11 protein-coding genes are annotated in these 14,432 nt (G+C 65.7%); 6 read left to right on the forward strand and 5 right to left on the reverse strand.

Annotated features, from left to right (window positions below; genetic code table 11):
• Window positions 1-2: 2 nt before the first annotated feature.
• Both AB0L58_RS36610 and AB0L58_RS36615 read right to left on the reverse strand, forming a co-directional pair.
• Window positions 3-818 (reverse strand): crotonase/enoyl-CoA hydratase family protein, encoded by an 816-nt coding sequence (locus AB0L58_RS36610; RefSeq protein WP_364394626.1) that lies wholly within the window; start codon window positions 816-818, stop codon window positions 3-5.
• Window positions 815-2,347, reverse strand: a complete 1,533-nt coding sequence (locus tag AB0L58_RS36615) for an acetyl-CoA acetyltransferase (RefSeq protein ID WP_364394628.1) — start codon at window positions 2,345-2,347, stop codon at window positions 815-817. The genes AB0L58_RS36610 and AB0L58_RS36615 overlap by 4 nt, the downstream gene beginning before the upstream one ends.
• Before the next feature lie 111 nt (window positions 2,348-2,458).
• Here AB0L58_RS36615 and AB0L58_RS36620 point away from each other — a divergent pair, with 111 nt between their 5' ends.
• The 4 genes from AB0L58_RS36620 (at window position 2,459) to AB0L58_RS36635 (ending at window position 6,789) form a co-directional block, all read left to right on the forward strand.
• Window positions 2,459-3,208, forward strand: a complete 750-nt coding sequence (locus tag AB0L58_RS36620; RefSeq protein ID WP_364394630.1) for a crotonase/enoyl-CoA hydratase family protein — start codon at window positions 2,459-2,461, stop codon at window positions 3,206-3,208.
• A 180-nt stretch (window positions 3,209-3,388) separates the two neighbouring features.
• The gene (locus tag AB0L58_RS36625; protein ID WP_364394632.1) at window positions 3,389-4,498 is read left to right on the forward strand and encodes a DUF4185 domain-containing protein; all 1,110 of its coding nucleotides are present in this window, start codon (window positions 3,389-3,391) and stop codon (window positions 4,496-4,498) included.
• Window positions 4,499-4,625: 127 nt separating this feature from the next.
• Window positions 4,626-5,861 carry an erythromycin esterase family protein gene (locus AB0L58_RS36630; protein ID WP_364394634.1) on the forward strand — a complete coding sequence of 412 codons (1,236 nt, stop codon included), beginning with the start codon at window positions 4,626-4,628 and terminating at the stop codon, window positions 5,859-5,861.
• Window positions 5,862-6,090: 229 nt separating this feature from the next.
• Window positions 6,091-6,789: a class I SAM-dependent methyltransferase gene (locus AB0L58_RS36635; RefSeq protein WP_364394636.1), complete on the forward strand. Its 699-nt coding sequence runs from the start codon at window positions 6,091-6,093 to the stop codon at window positions 6,787-6,789.
• A gap of 57 nt (window positions 6,790-6,846) precedes the next feature.
• Here the strand turns inward: AB0L58_RS36635 and AB0L58_RS36640 are convergent, their stop codons facing one another.
• Entirely contained in the window at window positions 6,847-7,443 is a 597-nt protein-coding gene (locus AB0L58_RS36640) for an alpha/beta family hydrolase (RefSeq protein WP_364394638.1), read from the reverse strand.
• Window positions 7,444-7,775: 332 nt separating this feature from the next.
• Between AB0L58_RS36640 and AB0L58_RS36645 the strand changes: the two genes are divergently transcribed.
• A complete protein-coding gene (locus AB0L58_RS36645) occupies window positions 7,776-9,611 on the forward strand; it encodes an acyl-CoA dehydrogenase (RefSeq protein WP_364394640.1) in 1,836 nt (611 codons plus the stop codon).
• A gap of 49 nt (window positions 9,612-9,660) precedes the next feature.
• Here AB0L58_RS36645 and AB0L58_RS36650 read toward each other — a convergent pair whose 3' ends face one another.
• Window positions 9,661-10,785, reverse strand: coding sequence for a GGDEF domain-containing protein (locus tag AB0L58_RS36650; RefSeq protein WP_364394642.1), 1,125 nt, complete (start codon window positions 10,783-10,785; stop codon window positions 9,661-9,663).
• A 278-nt stretch (window positions 10,786-11,063) separates the two neighbouring features.
• On the opposite strand from AB0L58_RS36650, the gene AB0L58_RS36655 reads away from it, so the two are divergent.
• Entirely contained in the window at window positions 11,064-12,167 is a 1,104-nt protein-coding gene (locus tag AB0L58_RS36655; RefSeq protein WP_364394644.1) for a DUF4185 domain-containing protein, read from the forward strand.
• A gap of 7 nt (window positions 12,168-12,174) precedes the next feature.
• Here AB0L58_RS36655 and AB0L58_RS36660 read toward each other — a convergent pair whose 3' ends face one another.
• Window positions 12,175-14,208: a VanW family protein gene (locus tag AB0L58_RS36660; RefSeq protein ID WP_364394646.1), complete on the reverse strand. Its 2,034-nt coding sequence runs from the start codon at window positions 14,206-14,208 to the stop codon at window positions 12,175-12,177.
• Window positions 14,209-14,432: the final 224 nt, after the last annotated feature.

Below are 14,432 nucleotides of genomic sequence, written 5' to 3' on the forward strand. Positions count from 1 at the left end.
GATCAGCGTCCCTGCCACTGAGGTTCGCGCTTCTGTGCGAAAGCAAGCGCACCCTCGGCGGCATCCTTGGAGAACAGCGCGGGCAGCGCGATCTCGCCCTGTTTGGCGAAACCCTCCGCGACGGACCAGTCCGGCGATTCATCCATGATCCGCTTACTCGCCGCCACCGAAAGCGGTGCGGCCGCGACGATTTCGGCCGCCAATGCCAGTGCACCGGCCAGTGCCGCACCGGGTTCGGTGAGCCGGTTGACCAGTCCGAGCTGATAGAGCCGTTCGGCATCGATCCGCGCACCGGTGAGCGCCAGCTCCGCGGCAACGGGGCGCGGCAGCCGCTGGGTCAGCCGCAATACGCCGCCGCCCGCGGCGACCAGACCGCGCTTGACCTCGGGAATACCGAACTGGGCATTGTTCGCGGCGACAATGAGATCACCGGAGAGCGCGAGTTCGAAACCACCGGCAAGCGCGAATCCCTCGACGGCCGAAATCATCGGCTTGACCGGCGGTTTCGCGGCAATACCCAGCGGACCGCGCTTGGTTATCGGCATCTCCCCCTTGGCGGCCGCGACGAGATCCATTCCGGCGCTGAAGGTGCCACCCGCACCGGTGAGCACGAGCACGCGCGCGGCATCGTCGGCGTCGAATTCGTCGACGGCCGCCTCGATCGCCTGTGCGGTGGCCAGGTTTATGGCATTGCGGGCTTCCGGACGATTGACGGTCAATACCGTGATCGCATCGCGCTTCTCGACCAGCACCAAATCGGGCCCACCCGTCTCCCGGCCAGCACCCCCCACGGGGTCGCTGTGCGACGCTGAATTCATTTGACAGTCCCTTCCGTGAGCAACGTGAGCGTATCTGCGGCGGTCACATCGGCCGCCGCGCCGATCGGGTCGCCGTCGGTGAATACCGCGAGGGTTTCCGCATCTGACGCCCGAACCAGTATGCGGGCACCGGCCGGAGTCAACGCGCTGATCACCACGGCCTCGGGTTCGTCGGCGTGGTCGGGCGCGGGACCCTTGCGATAGGCGACGGTATAGGCCTCGACCGTGGCCGCACCGGTGTAGCCGGGCGCCGTATCACGGCGTGCCACCGGCACTTCCGGTGCTACGGCACGGAAGAGTCGCGCGGGCGGGCGAGCGGAGTAGACGCCGATGGCATGTTTGGTGATGTACCAGCCGAGTGCGCTCGCCAGACCGTAGGCCGACGGGTCATCGCGCAGCCGGCCGGCCAGCGTCGCGATCGAGTGGGTCGCGTAGTTATTGCCGGGTCCACCCGCGAAGGTGAGTCCGCCGGTGACCGAAAGCGGCCGCGCGGGATCGTCGATCGGCAGCCCGAGCGCCTCGGCCGCGACCTGCACCGCGACCGGGAAGCACGAGTACAGATCGATGTGCGCGACATCGTCGATGCCGATACCCGCGCCCGACAATGCGGCCCGTCCGGTCGCGGCGACGGCCGGTGAACTGGACATATCCGCACGTTCGGAGACAAACCACTCGTCGGTGGCGCTCGCCCCACCGTGTGGAAACACCCAGTGCTCCCGCGGCACGCCCGCCGCATCCGCCGCGGCCGCACTGCACAGGATCAGCCCCGCACCCTGATCCACGGACAGATTCGCGACGAGCAGTTTCGGATAGGGCGTCGATACCAGCCGATTCGAGCGCGTCGGCGTCACCAGATCCTCGACCGACTGTTCGGCGGGCTGCCAGGCATACGGATTCCGAGCCGCCACCGCCGAGAGCCGCGACCAGAGCCCCCCGATCCGCTCGCGATGCGCGGCCTCGCTCAGACCGAGCCGTCCGCGCAGCGCGGTCTCCATCAACGCATAGAAATAGATCGGCCCCCACAGTCCCGCCGCCGTCTCCATCTCGGTATTGGGTCCGCGTTCGGTGCCGATGAGCTCGGCCGGCCGCACATCGTCGCCCTGCTCGGGCCAATCGAGTGTGGCCCCGGTGCGGGTGGCCGCGTTCCAGGATGCGACCGATTCGGCACCGACGATCAGCGCGACCTCGCACCGTCCGTCGGCGATGGCCTGCGCAACGGTATTGACCAGGCGCTGTGGCGCGTCACCGCCGAACCGCGCGGACTGCAATGTGCGCTTCGGTGCGGCGCCCAGTTCCGCCGCGACCAACGCACCGAGATCCGGATACGGCCCGCTGACCGGGGCCACGGCCGCGATCAGATCGGCCGAGCGCAGTAGCCGATCCCCAGTGCCGCTGTCGGCACCCGCGCGGCGCAGCGATTCGGTGGCGAGTTCGACCGGTCCGGGCCGTCCGGGCTCGCCGGTGCGGTGCACGATCTGGCCGACGCCGACGAGTACCGGCGTGCGCGGGTCCAATCCGGCTGGCAGCATGGTTCCTCCACTCTTTACCGTCAAGATTGACGGTAACTTGCGTTCGATTAGAGCAAAGTGCGGACGTTCGGGCAATGGCCCACGAACTGACTCACGGGTAAGATCCTGGGCATGGGCTCGAATATCGCGCTGCGGTTCGTCGACGACCGCGCCTACGTCACGCTGGACCGGCCGGATAAGCACAACGGCCTGACCATCGAGATGCTGCGCGATCTCGTCACCACGGCGCACACCGTCGCAGGCCACGAGGGGGTCCGCGCGGTAATCCTGTCCGGCAACGGTCCGAGTTTCAGCAGCGGCCTCGATATCGCGGGGGCGAGCAGCGATCCGCTCGCCGCCATCCGCGGCTTCGTCCCACTGCCCTGGCGCGGCACCAATGCCTTCCAGGAGGCCTGCTGGGCCTGGCGTCGGCTCTCGGTGCCGGTGATCGCGGCGGTCCACGGCCACTGCTACGGCGGCGGACTGCAGATCGCACTGGCCGCCGACGTCCGCTTCGCCAGCCCCGACGCCGAATTCTCGGTAATGGAGGTCAAACACGGCCTGGTCCCGGATATGACCGGCGCGGCGACGCTGTCCCGGCTGATCGGCGTCGACAAGGCGCTGCTGCTGACCATGACCGCCGATATCGTGGACGCCGCCTACGCCGAGCGGATCGGCCTGGTCACCGAGATGACCGCCGACCCGGTCGCGGCGGCGGAAAAGCTCGCCGATCGCATCGCGCTTCGCCCCCCGCACGCCGTCGCGGGGGCCAAACGACTCCTCGATCGCTCGTGGCATGCCTCGGCCCGCCGCACCTTCGCCATCGAACGGGCCACCCAGCTGCCATTGATCCTGCGGCAGGCCATATCTCGTCGTCGCTGATCACAATTCGGGTAGCGTGCCGCTTACAATTCTCCAGACGAATCACGCAAGCCACCAATTTCTCCGGTTTCGCTGTTAGCATCTTGAACGATTTGCCAGCCAGCCGAAATGTGACACGACACACGGGTGGGGGGCCTGCGTATTGTGCCGCTTCGGCCAGAACCGGAGGGCTTAGAGACTTTGAACAAGACCGCGTCCGCTTTGCTCTCGGCACTGGCAGGAGCATCGGCCTTGCTCCTCGCAGCGACTACGCCAGCCACGGCAAACCCCAATGCGATCAACCCGATCCCGGTGTTGAACGGCAGCAATGGATTACCCAATCTGGTCGGCCGAACCAGGGCGATATTCCAGGTGACCGGCATGGCCAGCCCCAACAACACCCAGGCCTATAACGTGCTCGGCACCGATCTGGGCATCATGTGGGATAACGGCGACGGCGAGATGCTCACCGCATTCGGCGATACCGCCGGATTCGGCCTGCCGAATCTGCTCGCGGGCAGCACCTGGGCATGGCGCAGCAACATTCTCGTGCGCAGCCACACCACCGATCCATCCAGCGGGATCTACTTCGACAGTGTCGTGCGCGATATCTTCGGTCAGGCCCGCGATCTGATTCCGAGCCCGAAGATTCCATTCGTGGAGATCAGCCGGATCCCCACCGCGGGCATTTCGGTCGGCGGTGTTCAGTACATGAGCCTGATGTCGGTACAGAGCTGGGACGATATCGGCCGGTGGACCACGAATTTCTCCGGACTCGCCGCCTCCGGCGATAACGGTGAGACCTGGGGCGAGCTACCCGAGACCCGGCGCCCGAATGAGGGCGGTAACGCCAACTTCCAGATGAACGCCTTCGTCAAGAACGGCGGTTACGTCTACGAATACGGCACCAGGTCCGGGCGCAATCAGGCCGCGTACGTCGGGCGGGTACGGGAAGGCGATATCGCCAATCTGGGCGAGTACGAGTACTGGGACGGCGAGCACTGGAGCAAGAAGGGCGACGTCAATGCCGCGGCGCCGATCATGTGGGGCGTCGGCGAGATGTCGGTGATGTACAACGAGTATCTCGGCCAGTTCATCTCGCTCACCACCGATCCGTTCAATTCGGTGGTCATGCGGCGGGCCGCATCGCCCGCGGGTCCGTGGAGCGATCCCGAGGTGTTGATCGATACCCGCGAGCTCCCATCCGCGTACGCCCCGTCGATCTTCCCGTACCAGACCGGGCGCGACCTGTACTTTCTCACCACCGTGCACAGCCAGTACAACGTCGTCCTGATGCGTACCACCCTCTAGTCCTGTGCAACGGCACATGGCCGTGGCATTCCCTACCGCCATGTCCTCACGTTCCACCGACTTGACCTCAATGGCACTTCAGGTATGAAGCTGGGTCGCGTCGAGTCGTAGAGCTTCGGGAGAGACCATGGGCATCACATTCGCACCCAGCGAACCAGACACCGGCACTTCGGATTTGCGCGAATGGCTACGCGCGCGGGCCCGGCCGGTTTTCGACACGGATTCGAATAGCACCGGTTCGGATCTCGCGGCACTGACCCAGCGCCTCGGGTCGGCAACCGTGGTCGGCCTGGGTGAGTCGACCCGATTCTCCCGGCAGACCTTCGGATTGCGTGAGCGGATATTCCGAAGGCTTGTCGTGGAATACGGATTCCGCGCGCTCGCTGTCCAGGACAGTGCGCGTTCCGGTGAGCGGCTCGATGTCTATGCGCGTACCGGGACGGGCGATCCCGAATCAGCGCTCGCCGATGCGTGGCGGCCGACCCGGACCAGAGAAATGGCGGCGGCACTTCGGTGGATTCGCGAATTCAATACCGTGCATCCGAACGATCCCGTGCGAATTTTCGGCGTCGAGCCGCCGCGTGCGGAACCCTCGGATTACGACTTCGTGCTCGATTATGTCCGGCAACAGGCACCGGATCGGTTGGCCGCCATCGAATCCCACCTCATCCCGATCCGCACCGCACATCAAGTGGATGAACATGTGCAGCGGCATCAGGGAATTCACCCCGGCCGCCCGTTCGCAGAGGACGCACGCGAGGCGTTGGCTTTATTCGAAAAGCTCCCGTCGACAACAGAATTCGAAAGTGCACTGACACATCTGCGACTCATCGTCGCATTCCACGAGAACAGCGTCGCCGGACAAGGTGGTTTCGCGCGCGACGAGCGACCCGCCGCGGACCGGGTCATCGAATGGCAGCGCGATACCGGCGCGAAGATCGTGTATTGGGACGGCATCGCCCATACCGCAGCCCTCAGCCTCGGTGACGGTCCGGCGGAGACCTCCGAATTCCGCGGTACCGGCAGCTATTTGCGCGAAAAGTTCGATGCGCAGTACATCTCGGTGGCCATCGGCTTCCATCACGGGAATCTCGGTATGGCGGTGGCACCGGAGCCGCTGCCGGACCTGGTCGACGCGACGCTCGGCGCCGTACAACTGCGGGCCTTCTACGTCGATTTGCACAGCGACGCACCGGAATCGGTACGGCAGTGGCTGCAGGGGCCGGCGAAGCTGCGCACGATCAGCGGCATCTACGATCCGGCCGAGGACGCTACCGCCCACACCACGGTGCGATCCCTCGTGGGCGCTTTCGACATACTCGTCCACATCCGCGAGACCTCGCCGGTGCACTGGCTGCCGTAATCGAGTGCTTGGCGCGCGGGCCTGCCGCGGCGATCGCGTGAGGTGGCGATGGTTTTCGCGCCCGTCTGGGTGAGTGATGGTTGCGAGCAGACTCACGCCACACGACGAGCCCAACACAGTCACGAGCAGACTTCTGCCCCCAACGGTGCAAGGCGATTGCGACCAGACCCATACTCCAGCACCGATGCGCGACGACTGCGAGGTACACGGGACAAATACACTCGCGCATATGGACGCGACCGATTGGGACACGCGGTATGCGCAGAGCGAACTGATCTGGGGCGCGCCGCCGAACAGCACCGTGGTGGAACACGTCTACGGGCTGGAGCGGATCGCCCCGCTGCTGCCGGACACCCCGGACAGCGATCCGCCCGCCCTGCCGCGTGCCCTCGATCTCGCCTGCGGCGAAGGTCGCAACGCATTGTGGCTGGCCACCCACGGCTGGCAGGTACATGCCGTCGACTATTCACAGGTGGGCATTGACAAGGGCCGCACCATCGCAACCCGGCTGTCCCGCTCGGTCCGCAGCCGGATCAGTTGGCAGTGCGCCGATGTCACCGATCTGGACGCAGCAGGCATAACCGGCCCGTACGAACTGGTGCTGATGGTCTTCCTGCAGCTGCCCACCGAACAACGCCGTCCGCTGGTTCGCCGCCTCGCCGATCTCCTGGCCCCCGAGGGCACCCTGCTGATCCTCGGCCACGACACCGCCAATCTCACCGAAGGCTTCGGCGGCCCGAAGGACCCCTCGGTCCTGTTCACTCCCGACGACATCATCGCCGACCTCGGTGACGATCCGGACCGCATCCGGATCCGCATCGCCGACCGCGTCTACCGCCCCACCGAGGAGCGCGACGCCATCGACGCCCTGGTCATCGCGACAAAACCCGCACCAAACCCGCCCGCCGTCGAACCCGCGTCCAGCTGAGGCAGTCCGGCCCGGCCCGGCCCCGAACCTGCCGAACCACCGTCCGATGGCCCTGCGCTACGCGGACCAGCGCCGCAACCACGGGGTGACGGTGTCGGTGATGAGTTCGAACCCCGAGCGGAAGGAGTGCGGCTGACCAGGGATTACGCGCACTTCGGCGGCGTCGGTGGGGTCGGGGATGCCGAACGGATCGTTCGCGCCGTTGATCACGACGACTTCGATATCACCGGGGGCGAGCAGTTCCTCGCGACGCGTGTTCTGCGGCTTACCCGGTGGATGCAGCGGGAACGAGAGCGCGAGTACGCCGCGCGCGTCGGCGGCAATGGCGGTGCGGCAGGCGACTCGAGCGCCATTGCTGCGGCCACCCTGGATAAGCGGGACCTTCTCGACCCGCCTACGCAGGTCGGCGACGACCTCGAGCCAGGCCTCGTCCTGCTTGACCGCGGAACCGGGCGCACGTCGTCCGGCGACTCGATACGGCTGCACCACCCGCGCGACCGCGCCACCCAGTTCGTAGGCGCAATCGCGCACGGCGAGCAGGTCTTTCGCATCCACACCGCCACCGGATCCGTGCGTGAGCAGCAGGAGGAACGCCGCCTTACGCGGCTTGTCGAGCTCGATCTCCGCGGGCCCGGCACTCGTCTCGATTCGCACATTTCCACGGTAGTCCCCAGCTATCCGAAGACGCCCAGCCACCCGCAGCGCCGCGGCCGGACGGTAAAGCATCGGCAAACCCGACTCGATCGTCTACTACGCGAGCCGTAGGCAAACGGCAACGCCCTCGAGTGTTTTCCGCGTCACATTGCCCGCGCGGGTCTTTGCGACCCCATTACCGACCGGTAATATGGCAGATAAGTTACCCGCGAGTAGCAACCGGCTGATCCTTTCGAGCACGGACGCCGGCGAGGCTACCCGGTGGACGAACAACGGGCGGGAACGGCAACCCAACCGACCGCACCAACTCAACGGAGAGTGAGTAACAGACCATGGGTCACTACAAGAGCAACGTCCGCGACCTGGAGTTCAACCTCTTCGAGGTACTCGGCCTCGGCACCATCCTCGACAGCGACGCCTACGGCGATCTCGACACCGAAACCGTCAAGGAGATGCTCAACGAGGTGCGCCGCCTGGCCGAGGGTCCGCTGGCCGATTCGTTCGTCGACGGTGATCGCAACCCGCCGACCTTCGATCCCGAGACCCACACGGTCACTCTCCCCGAATCGTTCAAGAAGTCCTACCGCGCGCTGGAAGACGCGGGCTGGGCCAAGGTCGCCGTCCGCGAGGAACTGGGCGGCCTGGGTGCCCCGAGCGCCGTCTCCTGGGCGCTGGGCGAGATGATCCTCGGCGCCAACCCGCCCGCGCAGATGTACGCCGCCGGTGCGGGTTTCGCGCAGGTGTTCTACAACAACGGCACCGATGAGCAGAAGAAGTGGGCGCAGATCATCGCCGATCGCAACTGGGGCGCCACCATGGTGCTGACCGAGCCGGATGCCGGTTCGGATGTCGGCGCCGGCCGCACCAAGGCGATCAAGCAGGAGGACGGCTCCTGGCACATCGAGGGCGTCAAGCGCTTCATCACCTCGGGTGACTCCGACGACCTGTTCGAGAACATCATGCACCTGGTGCTGGCCCGCCCGGAGGGCGCCGGTCCTGGTACCAAGGGCCTGTCGCTGTTCTATGTGCCGAAGTGGCACTTCGACTTCGAGACCCAGACCATGGGCGACCGCAACGGTGTCTTCGTCACCAATGTCGAGCACAAGATGGGCATCAAGGTCTCGGCCACCTGTGAGGTCACCTTCGGCGGACACGGCGTGCCTGCCAAGGGCTGGCTGGTCGGTGAGGTGCACAACGGCATCGCGCAGATGTTCGATGTGATCGAGAACGCGCGCATGATGGTGGGCACCAAGGCCATCGCGACCCTGTCGACCGGTTACCTGAACGCACTGGACTACGCCAAGCAGCGCGTCCAGGGTGCGGACCTGACCCAGATGACCGATAAGGCCGCCCCGCGCGTCACCATCACCCACCACCCGGATGTGCGCCGCAGCCTGGCCATGCAGAAGGCCTATGCCGAGGGCCTGCGCGCCATCTACCTCTACACCGCGGCGCACCAGGATTCGGATATCGCCGAGCTGGTCTCCGGTGCCGATGCGGATGTGGCCTTCCGGGTCAACGATCTGCTGCTGCCGATCGTCAAGGGTGTCGGTTCCGAGCGGGCCTACCAGTACCTGACCGAATCGCTGCAGACCTTCGGTGGCTCGGGCTTCCTGCAGGACTACCCGATCGAGCAGTACATCCGCGACGCGAAGATCGACTCGCTCTACGAGGGCACCACCGCGATCCAGGCGCAGGACTTCTTCTTCCGCAAGATCGCCCGTGACCGCGGCGTCGCGCTGGCCCATGTGGCCGGGCAGGTGCAGAAGTTCATCGAGTCGGAGGCGGGCAACGGCCGTCTGAAGGCCGAGCGCAAGCTGCTGGCCACCGCGCTCGAGGATGTGCAGGCCATGGCCGCCACGCTGACCGGGCACCTGATGGGCGCCCAGGAGCAGCCGACCGAGCTGTACAAGGTCGGCCTGGGTTCGGTGCGCTTCCTGCTCGCCGTCGGTGACCTGCTCATCGGCTGGCAGCTGCTGCGCCAGGCCGACGTCGCCATCAAGGCCCTCGACAATGGCGCGACCGGTACCGACCAGGCGTTCTACCAGGGCAAGGTCGGCGTCGCACAGTTCTTCGCACGCAACGTGCTGCCCGAGCTGACCGCGACCCGCGCCATCCTGTCCAACCTGGACAACGACATCATGGAACTGGACGAAGCGGCGTTCTGATCCAATTGATTTCGCAGCAGCGGCCTCGGATTTTCCGGGGCCGCTGTTGTTATTCGGTGCGCCGCACCATCTCTCGGGTGGGCTCGGCCAGCTGGATCATCGGTTGTTCCGGATCCTCGGCCAGCACAACGGTATTGCCGCCCAGCCGTTTCGCCCGATACATCGCGTTATCGGCACAGCGCAGCAGCAACTGCGGTCGTCCGGCGTCCGTGCCGCCGTCGCACACCGCGACCCCCACACTGACCGTGACGGTGACGGGTATGCCGGGCGACTCCGCCACAGCGCGACGCAATCGCTCGCCCAGGCCGAGCGCGGCCGCGCGATCCAATTGATCTACGACGGCGAATTCCTCTCCGCCCGTGCGGGCGACCAGGGCATCGGGATCGGCCGCGGCGCGCAACCGCTCGGCCGTCGAGACCAGCACCTCGTCACCGATGGTGTGGCCGAAGGTGTCGTTGACCGTCTTGAAGCTGTCGAGGTCGAGGGCGATGACACACATATGTTGCTGGTATCGGGGACGGTGCAGGTAGTAATCGAGCCCGCGACGATTCAGCAGCAGGGTCAACGGGTCGGAGAGCACATCGATGCGCAGCACCCAATAGCAGAATTGCAACGCCGGCAGCACGACGACGATGGCCGCCACCATGATCAAGACCATCGCACCGGCCAGCGCGAGATCATTGCTCTCCGCATCGGCTACCAGCAATACGGCCAGTACACCCACCGTGAGCAACGACCATCCGGCGTGCGCGGCCAGCGCCTTCGGACTGTGGAAGAACGTGATGTAGGAGCCGGTGACCACCAGCAGCATCGCGCTCAATGCGCCGTACACGCGATCGCTGTCCACCAGGCACGATGCCGTGATCGCGAGATCCGCCCAGGTCAACATGGTCACCGAAGTCATGGCGCGGGGCCACGGGAACAGCCACCAGCGGATCGTCCAGACCGCGGCCGTCGCACCGGCCGCGGCGAAGATGGTACGGCCCACCGTGCCGGTAGGACCAGCGGGCGACATCCAGATCAACATATTGATCACGAACATCAACGCACCGCCTGCACCGATGATCGCCTTGATCAGGCGCAGTCCGGAATGGGATTCGAGTGTACGCACGAACCAGCCATAGTGCGCCGGATCGCGCCACCAACTACGAAGTATCGCGCGACTGTCACCCATGGAGCCACCGCCTAGCGTTCACGAAATCCTGCCGGATGTACCGAACAGCTTTGCCATTTCGAGCGACGATTAAGCCATCGCCAACGGTGTTGTATCGAATGACCGGTGTGCGCCTCGCCTGTGGTGACAGGCCAGCCCCTGCCGAAGCCCCATCTACTGGTACCACTCAGTGTAGCGATGGTCACATGCGATCGGCCGCTACCGCGCAGGAGCCGGACAGAGATCACGAAACCGGGCACAATGACCGGGCAGACCGCGCGCTAGAAGGGATCGTCCGGATGAATCGATCGCTGTCCGCACTCACCAGAGCCGGTGTACTCGCCGCCGCATTCTCGGTCGCGCTGGCCGGACCGGCCGCCGCCGATCCGAATCTCGTGATCCCCATCCCGGGCATCAACCCCATTCCCGGCATCAACGGACAGCCACGCGGCCTGCCGCACTTACCCGGACGGACCCAGGCGGTCTTCCAGATGACCGGTATGGACAGCCCAAATCGCACCCAGAACGTCAACGTGCTCGGCACCGACCTCGGCGTCATGTGGGACGACGGCAACGGCCGGATGATCACCGCCTTCGGCGACAGCGCGGGCCTTGGCTTCCCCAATCTGCTCATCGGCAGCGTCTTCGCCTGGAACAGCCAGGTGCTTTTCCACAGTTCGACCAAGGATCCGTCGCAGGGGATCTCCTTCGAAGGCGCCGTGACCAATCCGCTGCCCAGCCCGAAGATTCCGGGTATCGAGATCAGTCTCATTCCGACAGCGGGCATTTCGGTCGGCGGCGTGCAGTACATGAGCCTGATGTCGGTGCGTGAATGGGGTGAGCACGGCAAGTGGTCCACCAACTTCTCCACCCTCGCCGCCTCCGCTGACGGCGGGCAGACCTGGACCCCACTGACCACGACCCGGCGCGCGAACGTGGACGGACATCAGAACTTTCAGCAGAACGCCTTCCTGAAGGATGCCGGTTACATCTACCGCTACGGCACCCCGGCCGGCCGGCTGAATCCCGGATTCGTCTCGCGGGCAATGGAATCCGATATCGCCGATCTCGATCGCTACGAGTACTGGGACGGCAAGGAGTGGAAGCCCGAAGCCAAGGACGCCACACCGATCGTGGGGGATGTCAGCGAGCTGTCGGTCATGTGGAATGAGCATCTCGGCAAATTCATCATGCTCACAACGGATTCCCGGAATGCGGTGGTGCTGCGCACCGCATCGGCGCCGGAGGGACCGTGGAGCGAGCCGGAGGTGCTCGTCGACGGTCCCGCGCTGCCGAGTGCCTACGCGCCGATGATCTTCCCGTATCAGACCGGCAGTGACCTGTACTTCTTGCTGTCGGTATGGAACCAGTACAACGTGCTGCTGATGCGAACTCCGTTGTAGGAGTTGTCTACTCGCATTTCACGACCGGCACCGGGTCGTACTTCACCGTCCGCGTGGTGCGCGAGATCGGGCGGCCGGTTTTGCGGTCGGTGATGACTCGCGTATCCGAGATCGTGAAGCCCGGTGCACCTTCGGTGGCGATGCAGTCCTTGCCCTTCGGGAGTTTGATCTCGGTGGGCTCGGTGGGCTTGGTCTTCTCGCCGGTGATGGATTCGACGTTCACCGTCTTGGTGCCCCAGAGGCGGACCGTGACGTCGGAGTCCGTGGTCGATGTTTCGATATAGACACCGGATTGGCCGTTATTGCGGAATTTGAGGTCGATGGCGCCATCGAAGACGGTGGCCTCGCGCGCCGCCGGATAGCGGGAAATGTAGTAGCTGTGCTCGGTGTGACCGGCATCCTCCATACCCGCGAAATAGGCGGCGTTGTAGAGGGTGGTGGCGAACTGGCTGATGCCACCACCGACCGCGGTGCTCGGGCGACCGTGGTCGATGATGCCGGATTCGACATACCCCTCGGCCGTGCCGCGCGGACCGGTGAAATCGTTGAGCGAGAAGGTTTCTCCCGGCTTGACGATGGCGCCGTTCACCTTCTTGGCGACCACCCGGATATTCACCCCGGACGGCCCGCTGAAGCCGCTGGTGGTGAACTGCCCCATCACCTCGGTGACACCGAGTGCATTGGCAGCCTCGGTGGTGAGCTTGGGATCGACCTTTTCGTAGATGGCCGGTGCGGTGCGCTGCTGCGGGGCGACGATGAGATTCGGCAACTGCTCCAACGTCTTTGCCCAATTGATCTTGTCGCCGATCACGGCCGGCACCACCGTCGGGGTCGACCCGGTCACGGCGAACGTCGCATCCTTGGCCTCGACCTCCGAGGGTGCGAGTTGCGGACCGAGCATCCCGAGTGCGACATCCTGTTTGAAGGTCGCGGCGAGACCGCCCTGGCCGTCGGGGGCGAAGGACATGATGGACGCGATCTGCTCCGGCTCCAGTTTGCCCGCCGCATCGTTCTTGCCCGCGAAGACGATCGGCGCGCTCACCGCCGGTTCGGCGATGGTGTGCAGGGCCTGCTCGACCGCCTCGGCGCGCACGGCGATGGGCGCGGCGGTCTCCGGAAGATCGAGCAGCGCACCGAGATACCAGTTTTCGATGAGCGCGGTGCGCGCGGCCGGAACATCGAGGATGCGGCCGGGTACCGGCGGCACGGCGACCGCGCGGGCGCCGTCGAAGGCGATGGTGCCCTCGACCGTCGCGCGGTCGTGCACGCGTAGGGCGGTGAGCTGGGCATCCAGTGCGTTGTCATCGACGGTGCTCGCGACCGGCACGGTATGCGTGACGAACAGCGAAGTCAGCCGGGTGATCGGATTGAGCGGTTGGCCGCCGACGCGGGCCAAGGTGGCATCCCAATCCGCCGCAAGGCCAGCGGTTTTCGGGGTGAGCCTGGTCTGCACGTCACCGATTTGCAGTGGCAGTTCCTGGTCGACACGCGGATCCACCGCACTGCGCAGTTCGGACACCGCGGCCGCGGTGTCCTTGCCGCCGATATCGATACCGGCCACGACGACGCCGCGCGGGACATGCCCCGACGAAAGTACAAGGTCCGCAACGTAAGCCAGCCCACACAGCGTTATCAGTGCGCCGACGCCGATGCCGATACGTTTGGCGATGGGCGATCTCAGCCCGCTCGGTCTGGACGGCCGTTCGGGCACACGACGCCGTGGCCGACGCCCGATGGGCTCGGTCGTTTTGGGCGGCTGATTTGTCCGCAGCGGCTCGGTGGGCGTGGAATCCCCCACCCACGCCGATGACTGATACCCGGACCGGGTCTGCTGCGGTATGTCCGCCGACCGATGTTGCGCGGCGTCCTGGGGCGCCCCTGGCTGCGGCGGTTGATCCGTGCCCGGCACCTGCTGTGCGACCGTGCGCGGGGGCAGTGGCTGCTGCGGTGTGGCGGATCGAGCCGAGTCGAGCAGCTGTCGTAGTCCGACCTGGCCGCCTTCGTGTCGGCCGTGCTGCCCGGTACTCGATTCGCTCGTCACGAACCGTCCTCCCGCTCGATTGTAAGGAGCTCGCACGGTGCGAGCACCGCCAACGATAACGGTCGACACCGACATCGTCAGCACAGCACGGTCCATCAGCAAATCCCGCGCAACGGACCGCGTCACACATGGAAGGGCCCCGCGTAGTTGCCGGGTCGGGGGTCTGGCAACTACGCGGAGCCAACCCGTTTATCGCTCCGGCGCACCGCGCGTTACACCGGCGC

It is taken from the genome of Nocardia sp. NPDC052112 (assembly GCF_040680135.1).
GTDB lineage: Bacteria > Actinomycetota > Actinomycetes > Mycobacteriales > Mycobacteriaceae > Nocardia.

What these genes read in the sequence shown, in the direction of transcription:
- AB0L58_RS36645 (WP_364394640.1), top strand. Translation starts at nt 7,776, where the DNA reads ATGGGTCACTACAAGAGCAACGTCCGCGACCTGGAGTTCAACCTCTTC.
- AB0L58_RS36655 (WP_364394644.1), top strand. Translation starts at nt 11,064, where the DNA reads ATGAATCGATCGCTGTCCGCACTCACCAGAGCCGGTGTACTCGCCGCC.
- AB0L58_RS36620 (WP_364394630.1), top strand. Translation starts at nt 2,459, where the DNA reads ATGGGCTCGAATATCGCGCTGCGGTTCGTCGACGACCGCGCCTACGTC.
- AB0L58_RS36650 (WP_364394642.1), bottom strand. Translation starts at nt 10,785, where the DNA reads ATGGGTGACAGTCGCGCGATACTTCGTAGTTGGTGGCGCGATCCGGCG.
- AB0L58_RS36615 (WP_364394628.1), bottom strand. Translation starts at nt 2,347, where the DNA reads ATGCTGCCAGCCGGATTGGACCCGCGCACGCCGGTACTCGTCGGCGTC.
- AB0L58_RS36635 (WP_364394636.1), top strand. Translation starts at nt 6,091, where the DNA reads ATGGACGCGACCGATTGGGACACGCGGTATGCGCAGAGCGAACTGATC.
- AB0L58_RS36630 (WP_364394634.1), top strand. Translation starts at nt 4,626, where the DNA reads ATGGGCATCACATTCGCACCCAGCGAACCAGACACCGGCACTTCGGAT.
- AB0L58_RS36610 (WP_364394626.1), bottom strand. Translation starts at nt 818, where the DNA reads ATGAATTCAGCGTCGCACAGCGACCCCGTGGGGGGTGCTGGCCGGGAG.